12 protein-coding genes are annotated in these 9,905 nt (G+C 72.6%); 4 read left to right on the plus strand and 8 right to left on the minus strand.

Going from position 1 to position 9,905, the window contains the following annotated elements; genetic code table 11:
• From Q0L15_RS06150 to Q0L15_RS06185, 8 genes are all read right to left on the minus strand, one after another.
• Positions 1-737, minus strand: a 737-nt coding sequence (locus tag Q0L15_RS06150) for a CNNM domain-containing protein (protein ID WP_296603004.1), incomplete at its 3' end; no start/stop codon positions are given.
• A 46-nt stretch (positions 738-783) separates the two neighbouring features.
• Positions 784-1,950: a PQQ-dependent sugar dehydrogenase gene (locus Q0L15_RS06155; protein ID WP_296603006.1), complete on the minus strand. Its 1,167-nt coding sequence runs from the start codon at positions 1,948-1,950 to the stop codon at positions 784-786.
• A gap of 26 nt (positions 1,951-1,976) precedes the next feature.
• Positions 1,977-2,582 (minus strand): response regulator transcription factor, encoded by a 606-nt coding sequence (locus Q0L15_RS06160; protein WP_296603007.1) that lies wholly within the window; start codon positions 2,580-2,582, stop codon positions 1,977-1,979.
• On the minus strand, positions 2,579-3,682 hold the full coding sequence (locus Q0L15_RS06165; protein WP_296603008.1) for a histidine kinase: 1,104 nt from the start codon (positions 3,680-3,682) through the stop codon (positions 2,579-2,581). The genes Q0L15_RS06160 and Q0L15_RS06165 overlap by 4 nt, the downstream gene beginning before the upstream one ends.
• Positions 3,683-3,706: 24 nt before the next feature.
• Positions 3,707-4,492: an ABC transporter permease gene (locus Q0L15_RS06170; protein WP_296603009.1), complete on the minus strand. Its 786-nt coding sequence runs from the start codon at positions 4,490-4,492 to the stop codon at positions 3,707-3,709.
• On the minus strand, positions 4,489-5,424 hold the full coding sequence (locus tag Q0L15_RS06175) for an ABC transporter ATP-binding protein (RefSeq protein WP_296603010.1): 936 nt from the start codon (positions 5,422-5,424) through the stop codon (positions 4,489-4,491). Before Q0L15_RS06175 ends, Q0L15_RS06170 begins: the two co-directional genes overlap by 4 nt.
• Positions 5,425-5,600: 176 nt before the next feature.
• Positions 5,601-6,488: a 3-methyl-2-oxobutanoate hydroxymethyltransferase gene (gene panB, locus Q0L15_RS06180; protein ID WP_296603011.1), complete on the minus strand. Its 888-nt coding sequence runs from the start codon at positions 6,486-6,488 to the stop codon at positions 5,601-5,603.
• 78 nt (positions 6,489-6,566) lie between these two features.
• Entirely contained in the window at positions 6,567-7,046 is a 480-nt protein-coding gene (locus Q0L15_RS06185; protein ID WP_296603012.1) for a VOC family protein, read from the minus strand.
• Positions 7,047-7,148: 102 nt separating this feature from the next.
• Here Q0L15_RS06185 and Q0L15_RS06190 point away from each other — a divergent pair, with 102 nt between their 5' ends.
• The 4 genes from Q0L15_RS06190 to Q0L15_RS06205 all read left to right on the plus strand — a co-directional run.
• On the plus strand, positions 7,149-7,637 hold the full coding sequence (locus Q0L15_RS06190) for a SigE family RNA polymerase sigma factor (RefSeq protein ID WP_296603013.1): 489 nt from the start codon (positions 7,149-7,151) through the stop codon (positions 7,635-7,637).
• Entirely contained in the window at positions 7,634-8,584 is a 951-nt protein-coding gene (locus Q0L15_RS06195; RefSeq protein WP_296603014.1) for a hypothetical protein, read from the plus strand. The genes Q0L15_RS06190 and Q0L15_RS06195 overlap by 4 nt, the downstream gene beginning before the upstream one ends.
• A gap of 24 nt (positions 8,585-8,608) precedes the next feature.
• Positions 8,609-9,367: a class I SAM-dependent methyltransferase gene (locus Q0L15_RS06200; protein ID WP_296603015.1), complete on the plus strand. Its 759-nt coding sequence runs from the start codon at positions 8,609-8,611 to the stop codon at positions 9,365-9,367.
• A gap of 28 nt (positions 9,368-9,395) precedes the next feature.
• The coding region (locus tag Q0L15_RS06205) for a nitrilase-related carbon-nitrogen hydrolase (RefSeq protein ID WP_296603016.1) at positions 9,396-9,905 on the plus strand (510 nt) is incomplete at its 3' end.

The following is a 9,905-nucleotide window of genomic DNA, read 5'->3' on the forward strand; positions in this document are numbered from 1 at the left end:
GAGTAGGGGCTGGTGCGCGCGATCGTCACCGCGTCGGACACCGGCAGCGACGCCGCCATGAACGTCACGTCACCGCGCGGGCGCATCACCTCGCTCAGCGACCGGTCGCCGGCATCGAAGACGTCGGTGAGGATGCGGCGCTCGTCGTCCTCGAGCCCCTCGTGCCGGTCGACGAGGAAGCGCAGCTCCTCGTCGCTGAGCTCCTCGGCGGTCGCGCCCGGGTCGCCGCCGAAGAGCCGCACGACCGCGTCGGTCGAGACCGACAGCAGCCACACCACGGGACGCATCACGGTCGCGAAGCGGTCGAGCGGCGAGCCGACGAGGTAGGCCACGCCGGCGGCGCGCTGGAGGGCGAGACGCTTGGGGACCAGCTCGCTGAACACCAGCGACAGGTAGGCGATGAACAGCGTCAGCAGCACCAGCGCGGCCGTGTCGGCGGCGTCCTCGCCCAGGCCCGCATGCTCGAGGACGGGAGCGAAGTCGGGGGCGAGCGTGGAGGCGCCGTACGCCGCCGAGAAGAACCCGGCCAGCGTGACGCCGATCTGCACCGCCGCGAGGAAGCGGTTGGGGTCGCGGGCGACGGCGGCGACCCGCGCCCCGCGGCCGCCCTTCTCCGCGAGCGCGTTGACCTGCCCCTCGCGCAGCGAGACGAGGGCGATCTCGGTGCCCGCGAACACACCGCCCACCAGGATGAACACCACGACCAGCGCGAGGTTGATCAGGGTCTGTTGGTCCACCGGGGGAGGTTCACCGCTCTCTCGTCGTGCTGGTCAGCGCCAGCGCTCATCTTCTAGGTCGGACAACGAGGATCGCGTCCTGACCGTTCCCGTTGTCGGTGGTGACGTAGGCGACCGAGCCCGGACCGTCGACGACCGTGCGGATCCGGCCGAGCTGGCGCAGCGCCTTCGGCACCCGCACCCGCTGCAGCTTGCCGGCGTCGGAGAACGTCAGGAACAGCACGCGCGAAGCCTTGAGCGCGGCGACCGCGAACGCGCCGTTGTAGGCGCCCCACCGCTTGCCGTAGACGAACCCGCCACCGGAGGTGGCCAGCGTCGGGTCGCCCGAGCTCCACGCGGCCCGCAGCTGACGGCCGGGGAGTGACTGGTCGGTCATCGGCACCGACTCGTTGTAGCCGGGCACCGGGTTGTAGCCGTAGTCGCCGCCGCGGCGCAGCCGGTTGACCTCGTCGTCGCGGTAGGTGCCCTGCTCGACCGACCAGAGCGTCCCGTCGCGTCGCTGATCGAGGCCCTGCACGTTGCGGTGGCCGTAGGTGTGGACGTAGCGCTTGTTGCGGTTGGTCGAGCGGACGAACGGGTTGTCGCCGCACGGTTTGCCCGACGTCGCCAGCAGGCACAGCGTCTTGCCGCCCAGCGACCTCTTGTTCTCGGGGTTGGTGCCGGTCGCGGCGTCGCCGGTGCCGACGTAGAGCCGCGGGCCGACGGCGAGCAGCCGGCAGCCGCCGTGGCGTCCGCTGGTGGCCGGGAGCCCGCCGAGCAGCAGCCTGCTCGTCGAGACCGAGACCAGGTCGTCGCGCAGGGTCCAGCTCATGACGCGTACGTCGTGGCCGCCGCTCGTCGTCGTGCCGCCCTGGCAGGTGTAGAAGCGGTGGTTGTCGGCGAACGCGGGGTCCACCTCGAGACCCATCAGCCCGGTCTCGCCGGAGACCCACACCGAGTCGGTCGGGAAGCCCTGCACGAGCCGGGTGCGCTCGCCGTCCCAGATCGAGACCGTCGCCCGGTCGCGCTGGGTGAAGATCAGCCGGCCGGCGCCGATCGGCCGCACGTCCCACGGGTGGTCGAGGCCGGTCACCAGGCGGCTGACGTGGAGCGTGGGAGCCTTCGCCCGCGCCACCGAGTGGTGCCCGGGGACGGCGGGTGCCTGGGCGTGGGCGGTGGGCGTGAGCAGCGTGGCGGCGAGAGCGGCCAGGGTCCCGAGAACGAGCGAGCGCATGCAGCCAGGGTGCCCGCTCGGCCGCGTCATAACCACCCGTTGCCCTCGGCGGTGATGACGGCCTCGGCCCGGTTGGTGGCCCCGGTCTTGCCGATGGCCGCGGAGAGGTGGTTGCGCACCGTGCCCTCGGAGAGGAACAGCCGGGTGGCGATCACCGCCACCGAGGAGCCGTCGCGCGCGGCCCGGAGCACGTCGGTCTCGCGGGCGGTCAGGGGCGACTCGCCGGCGACGAGGCTGTCGGTCGCCAGGGCCGGGTCGACGACGCGCAGACCGGCGTGCACCCTGCGTACGGCGTCGGCGAGCTGGGCCGCGGGGGTGTCCTTGACGACGAAGCCGGAGGCCCCGGCCTGCAGCGCCCGGCGCAGGTAGCCGGGCCGGCCGAACGTCGTCACGATCAGCACGCGCACGTCGGGAGCCGCCCGGCGCAGCTCGGCGGTCGCGGTGATGCCGTCCGTGCCGGGCATCTCGACGTCGAGGAGAGCCACGTCGGGCCGGTGCTCGAGCGCCGCGGCGACCACCGCGTCGCCCGAGCCGACCTCGGCCACGACCTCCAGGTCGGGCTCGAGGCCCAACAGGGCGGAGAGCGCACCTCGGACGAGCGCCTGGTCGTCGGCCAGCAGCAGCCGGATCACCGCGCCACCCTGAGGGAGAAGCCGGGGGAGAGCTCGCGGGTCACGACGACGGCTCCGACGGCGGCCGCCCGCTCCCGCAGGCCCGCCAGACCCGACCCGCCGACGGTCTGGGCGGGCAGACCACGGCCGTCGTCGCGCACCTCCGCGCTCGTCGCGGTCAACCGGATCTCACAGGTGGTCGCCCCGGAGTGGCGGAGCACGTTGGTCACGCCCTCGCGGACGGTCCAGGCGAACAGCTCGCGCAGCTCGGTGGGGACCTCGTCCGCGGAGTTGGGGAGGTGGCTCTCGACCTCTGCTGCGGCCAGCGCGGCGCGGGCCCGGGCCAGCTCGCCGGGCAGCGTGAGGTCGCGGTAGCCCTCGACCGCGCGGCGTACGTCGGTCAGGGCGTCGCGGCTGAGCCGCTCGAGGTCGGCGAGCTCGGTGCGGGCCCGCTCGACGGCCTCGGGGGTGTCCTGGTCCAGGAGTCGCTGCGCGAGCTCGGCCTTGACCGTGATCACGGTCAGGGAGTGCCCGAGGATGTCGTGCAGGTCGCGGGCGAACCGGGTCCGCTCGTTCTCGACCGCGAGGGCGGCGTTCTCCTGCTCGGCGCGCAGCAGCTCGACGTTGCGGCGCATCACCGTGCGCATGCCGAGGATCGCGACCGAGGCCGCCATGATCGCGAAGGCCAGGCCGACCTGGCTGCCCCAGTCCTCGACCGCGCTGAGCCCGAGCGAGCCTGCGATCAGGGTCGCCACCACGGGGGCTGCCACCTGCAGGGGGAACACCATCACCGTCGCCACCGCGAGGTAGACGACGCTCGCCATCCCCGTCTCGCCGACGCAGGCGACCATGAGACCGCCGAGGAGCACGAGCGCGCCGAGGTAGGGGGCGGTGAACCTCATCGGCGGGTCCACGACGAGCCGGGCCCGGTCCGCGCGCAGCCGCACCCACAACGTCATGTAGACGACCGCGAACACGACCGTCGCGACGATGCCGACGACGCCGCGCGCCTCGTCGCGGTGGGCCCAGCCCTCGAGCAGCGGGTCGAGGAGGAAGAACAGCCAGATGCCGGCGAAGAGCGGCCCCGCGCGACCGATGCGGCTCGGCGGGGTCTCGCTCACGTCGCGAAGACTAGCCACCCTGCGTCACACGCGCGCGGTGTCGATGCTCATCCGCCACGCGGCGCCGGCGACGAACACCGCGAGCCAGCCCGCGGCGTTCACCAGGGCGTACCACGGCAGCTCGTGGGTCAGCGGGGAGCGGGCGACCTCGGCGACGCCGTACATCGGGGTGAGGACCGCGACGTGCCACAGGCCGCTGCCCTCGGTGAGTGGCCAGAAGACGCCTCCGAGGAACGACAGCAGCGCCAGTCCGGGGCCGAGCAGCTGCATGGCGTTCTCGCCCGGGACGATGTAGCCGATGAACACGCCCAGCGCGGCGAACGTCAGCGTGCAGCACAGCGTCACCCCGGCTGCCTCGATCCAGACGCTCCCGGGCATGTCGGCGCGACCCTGGAGGACGCCGCACGCGTTGACGACCGCGATCGCGAGGGCGCCCATGACCAGGGCCACCAGCGCCTTCATCGTCACGTAGGCGACCGGGTTGAGCGGAGTGAGCCGCAGCTGGCGCGACCACCCGAGCGCGCGCTCGGTGGCGACCATCGCACCGCAGGCGGCGGCGATCAGCGCGGCGCCGTACAGCGCCATCGAGATGAGGATGTACGCCGCCTCGTTGCCCGACCCGACCGGAGCGTCCCAGGTCGTGTCGCTGCCGGTGATCGCGAAGTACAGGCCCGCCGGGAACACCATCGTGAAGACGACCGTGCGCCGGTTGCGCAGCATGCGCAGCAGCTCGATGCGCAGGACGCGCCGGTTGAAGCCGCCGGCGGCCGGGACGCGGCGGACGGCGTGGTCGATCGTGGTGGTGGTCATCGGGCGTCTCCGGTCAGGTTGATGAAGGCCTCCTCGAGGCCGTGGGAGGTGATCTCGAGGTCGCGGGCGGGGGTGTGGGTGAGCAGGTGGCGGGCGACGGCGTCGCTGTCGCGGGTGTGCACGAGCACGGAGTCGCCGCGGACCTCGACCCCGGTGACGCCGGCGAGCCGGGTGAGGGCGTCGGTGTCGGCCTCGGGGAGCGTCGCGCGGACGGTGCGGCCGGACGCGAGCGCCTTGATCTGCGAGCCGGTGCCGTCGGCGACGATCCGGCCGTGGCTGATCAGCACGATCCGGTCGGCGTACTGGTCGGCCTCCTCGAGGTAGTGGGTCGCGAACAGCACCGTGCGGCCGTGCTCGGCGTCGCGGCGGATCGCGGACCAGAAGGTCCGGCGTCCTTCGACGTCCATGCCGGTCGTGGGCTCGTCGAGCAGCAGCAGGGCGGGATCGGAGAGCAGCGCCATCGCGAAGCGCAGGCGCTGCTGCTCGCCGCCCGAGCACTTCGCGACCTTGCGGTCGGCGAGCTCGGTGATGCCGGCGTCGGAGAGCACCTCGGCCACCGGACGGGTGTCGGCGAACAGGCTCGCGGTGTAGGCGACGGTCTCGCGGACCGTGAGGTCCTTGAGCAGGCCGCCGGTCTGCATGACGGCGGACACCAGCCCCCGGGCGATGGCCTGGCGCGGCTCCAGCCCGAGGACCTGGGCCGTCCCCGTCGTCGGGCGGGTGAGGCCCAGGATCATGTCGATGGTCGTGGTCTTGCCGGCGCCGTTGGGGCCGAGGAACGCGACGATCTCGCCCTGCTGGAGCTCGAGGTCGATCCCGCGCACCGCCTGCACGTCGCCGAAGTGCTTGGTCACTCCCGCCAGGCGGACCGCCGGCGCGTGCGCGGTGCCGGTGGCCGGTCGCGCCGTGGTGAGGGTGTCGGTGAAGGTCATGGCCTCAGCCTGGCGGCCCCCGGTGCCCCGCTCCTCGCCCGAGCGTCACGACTGCGCCATGACATCTGTCATGACCAACGTTGAGTCGGGACTTGTGACGGTCGAGTCCGGAGCTTTCTCCCGACTCGACCGTCAGAACTCCCGACTCAACGGTCAGAAGTCCCGATTCAACGTGCCTAGAAGGTGTGGTCGGGGGTGGGGAAGGTGCCGGCCTTGACGTCGGCGGCGTAGTCGCGCGCGGCCTGGAGGAGTACGCCGTGCAGGTCGGCGTACTGCTTGACGAAGCGCGGCATCCGGCCGGTGCGCAGGCCGAAGGCGTCCTGCCAGACCAGCACCTGCCCGTCGCACTCGACGCCGGCACCGATGCCGATCGTGGGGATCGAGACGGCCGTGGTGACCTCGGCGGCGACGGCGCCCGGGACCATCTCCATCACGACGGCGAACGCGCCGGACTCCTCCATGGCGCGGGCCTCGGCGACGACCTTCGCGGCCGCATCGCCGCGGCCCTGGACGCGGTAGCCGCCCAGGTTGTGCTCGGACTGGGGAGTGAAGCCGATGTGCGCCATGACGGGGATGCCGCCCTCGGTGAGCTTGCGCACCTGCGGCGCCATCTCGACGCCGCCCTCGAGCTTGACCGCGTGCGCGTTCGCCTCCTTCATGAACCGCACGGCGGTGAGGTAGGCCTGCTCGGGCGATGCCTGGTAGGAGCCGAACGGCAGGTCGGCGACGACGAGCGCACGGCGGGCCGACCGCGTCACGGCGCGCACGAGCGGGATCAGCTCGTCGACGGTCACCGGCAGCGACGTCTCGTTGCCGAAGACGTTGTTGGAGGCACTGTCACCGACGAGGAGCACCTCGATGCCGGCCTCATCGAAGGTCTGCGCGGCGTACTGCTCGTAGGCGGTGAGCATCGCGAACTTCTCCCCGCGCTGCTTCATCTCGCGCAGGTGATGGGTGCGGATCCGCTTGATCGGCGCGGCGCCGGATGCGGTGCTGCTGGTCGAGGCCCCGGAACCGTACGGGGGCGTCTCCTCGGTGCTCATGTGTGTGCTCCCTGACGTCATCTCGCAGCTCCCTGGTGGAGTCCACGGACCGCTGGTCAGGCTAGCCGCGTACCGAGGAGTTCACTCCTGTGTCGATCGTCACCCGGCATCTCGGCCGGGCCGTGCGGCGGCGTCGGCCGCGGCCTCCATGTCGGCGATCACGATCTTCTGCATCTGCATCATCGCGTCCGAGGCTGCGCCGGCTCGCGCCTGGTCGGGGTCCGACAGGAGCTCGTACAGGCGGGTCGGGATGATCTGCCACGACAGGCCGAACCTGTCCTTCAGCCAGCCGCACTGATCGGCCTGGCCGCCGTCGACCAGCGTGTCCCAGTAGTAGTCGACCTCGGACTGGTCGGAGCAGCTGACGCTGATCGAGATCGTCTCGGTGAAGCCGGCGTAGATCGGGCCGCCGTTGATGCCTCGGAACGGCTGCCCGTCGAGCGTCCACTCCGCACCGAGCACGCGGCCCTCGTAGTAGGAGACGCCTCCGATCTCGGAGTTGGGGAAGACCGCGGTGTAGAACTCCACGGCCTCCATGAGGTTGTCGTCGAACCACAGGCAGGTGCTGATCTCAGGCATGCAGCTCTGACCACGTCGCCGACGCGAACTCATCGCGCTCCCGCTGCGAAGTCGTGCCAACCTGGCAGCACCCGTGGCGCGTTCGACCGGGCGAGGAGGCCGATGGACGAGCAGGAGTTCACCGCGTGGGCGGTCGGTGTCGAGCGCCGGCTGCTGCGCTCGGCGTACCTGCTCACCGGCGACCTGCACCGTGCGGAGGATCTCGTCCAGGAGGCGCTCGTGAAGGTGGCGATGCGGTGGGACCGGCTGCGTGCCGGCAACCCCACGGCGTACGCCCGCACGATCCTGGTGCGCGACCAGATCTCGTGGTGGCGGCGCCGTCGCGAGATCCCGGTCGAGGAGGTCTTCGGCGGCGCGGCGGTGTCCAGCGACCCCGACGTCGCGATGGTCGTACGCCGATCGTTGCAGCGCCTCACGGCCGCGCAGCGTGCCGTCGTGGTGCTGCGGCACTTCGACGACCTCTCGGTGGAGGAGACCGCCGCGATCCTGCGGGTGGCACCGGGCACCGTGAAGAGCCAGAACGCCGCAGCGCTGGCGCGGCTGCGCGAGGGCGCCCCCGAGCTGCTCGAGCTGATCGGGAGGGGCCGATGAAGGGGCTCGAGGAGCTGCTCGACCGGGCCACCGACGCGATCGAGTCGCACCTCGACCACGCCGACGTGCTCGTCCGGGCCCGTCGGCGCCGGACGCGCCAGCGCGGGTTCGTCGCCGGCGCTGTGGCAGGAGCAGCCGTCGCCGCGGTGGTGGTCTCCCTGCAGGTGGTCGACGGGGAGTCGCAGAGCCACGAGGTCCCGCCGGCCTCGCAGACCCCGTCCATGTCGGTGCGCGACGTGCGCTGGGACCCGCGTGACGTGGCGGACCTCCCGCCGGCGGACGCCGATGTCGCACCGCTCCTGCCCGACGTCCTGGAGGTGCCCGACGTGGCGCCGCGCGTCGAGGACGACCCGGTCGACGCCGCCGTGCTCAGCGTCGACGACGGAGCCGACGTGCTGCTGCTCGGCACGGACGGTCGCTGGCGCTGTGTCGTCGTCGACGGCAAGACCCAGCCGCCGCCGGTGCTGTCGCCGCGCGGGACGCGGGTGGCCGTGACGGTCGTCGACGGCGTGGTGATGGTGGACCTGACCACAGGCGTCCAGGTCCGCAGACCGTTGCCCGACGGCTTCACGCCGTCGTCGCGGGCGCCGGTGGTGCGCTGGGTCGACGAACAGCGCCTGCTGCTCTCCGACGGCGAAGGGGCCTGGCTCCTCGACGCCGACCGAGGCGTCGAGGGCGCGAGCGCGACGGCGAGGGCGGAGCCCGAGTGGACGCTCGGTCTGCCCGAGCTCGATCCCGCGGCGACGGGGTGGGAGGTCGGGCCTGTGGCCGCGCTCGCCGACGGCTCGGCGCTCCTGCGGGTCACCCCGCCGCGCCCGCGTGAGCCGAAGCAGTGGTGGGTCGTGCGGTGGGACCCGGCATCCGTCGACCTGGCCCTCGCGGCGACCGTCGAGTCCGACGCGATGAAGCACGTCAGCTTCGCCTCCGACCTGCTGGGTGATTCCTGACGGCGAGCGGGCCTAGACTCGCCCATGGCCTTCGATGTCGCCGCGGGCGCCTACGCCCGCTTCATGGGTCGCTACTCCGAGCCCCTGGCCGACCAGCTCGTCGAGCTCGCCGGGGTCCGGCCCGGGCAACGTGCGGTCGACGTCGGCTGCGGCCCGGGAGTCCTCACCGCACGCCTGGCGGACCGACTGGGTGCCGAGAACGTCGTGGCGATCGACCCGTCGCCGCCGTTCGTCGAGGCTGCACGCGAGCGGTGCCCCGGTGTGGATGTGCGCTACGGCAGGGCCGAGGCGCTGCCGTTCGCGGACGCGGCGTACGACGCCGTGCTGGCGAACCTCGTCGTGCACTTCATGTCCGACCCGGTTCGGGGGCTGCAGGAGATGGGGCGCGTCGCCCGTCCCGACGGCGTCGTCGCGGCCACGGTGTGGAACCACGCGACGGCGACCGGGCCGCTCTCGACGTTCTGGCAGGCCGCCCAGGAGCTCGATCCCGACGTGGCCGACGAGGCGGCGCTGCCCGGCACCGGCGAGGGCGACCTCGGCACCCTGGCCCGGCAGGCCGGCCTGCAGGACGTCGAGGAGGGGACGATCACCGTCAGCGTTCCCTACTCCTCGTTCGAGGAGTGGTGGGAGCCCTACACCCTGGGCGTCGGACCTGCCGGCGACCACGTGCGGCAGCTCGACGAGGCGGCGCGGACCGAGCTGCGGGAGCACTGTCGTGCGCTGCTGCCCGACGGGCCGTTCACCATCGACGCCACCGCGTGGAGCGTGGTCGCCCGGACGTGAACGCCGCGTGCGTGGGAACATCCGACTCGTGGACTTCTACTCCGCCTACGCCCACGGCTTCGCCCGCGTCGCCGCCTGCACGGTGCCGATCCGGGTGGCCGACCCCGCGACCAACCTGCGTGCGGTGCTCGAGCGGGCGCGCGCCTGCTCCGAGGAGGGCGTCGCGGTCGCGATCTTCCCCGAGCTGTGCCTGTCCGGCTACGCGATCGACGACCTGTTCCTCCAGGACACGCTGCTGCGAGCCGTCGAGGACGCGATCGCCCAGCTGGTCGAGGAGTCGGGCGACCTGTTGCCGGTGCTCGTCGTCGGTGCTCCGGTCGTCCACGGCAACCGGGTGCTCAACGCCGCGGTCGTGATCCACCGCGGCCGGATCCTCGGCGTCGCCCCGAAGTCCTACCTGCCGACGTACCGCGAGTTCTACGAGCGCCGGTGGTTCGCGCCCGGCGACGACGTGCGCGGCACGACCGTCCTGGCCGGCCAAGAGGTCCCGATCGGGCCCGACCTGTTGTTCGAGGCCGAGGACGTGCGCGGGCTGGTG

Origin of the sequence: Nocardioides sp. (assembly GCF_024509035.1) — a bacterium.
Taxonomy (GTDB): domain Bacteria; phylum Actinomycetota; class Actinomycetes; order Propionibacteriales; family Nocardioidaceae; genus Nocardioides.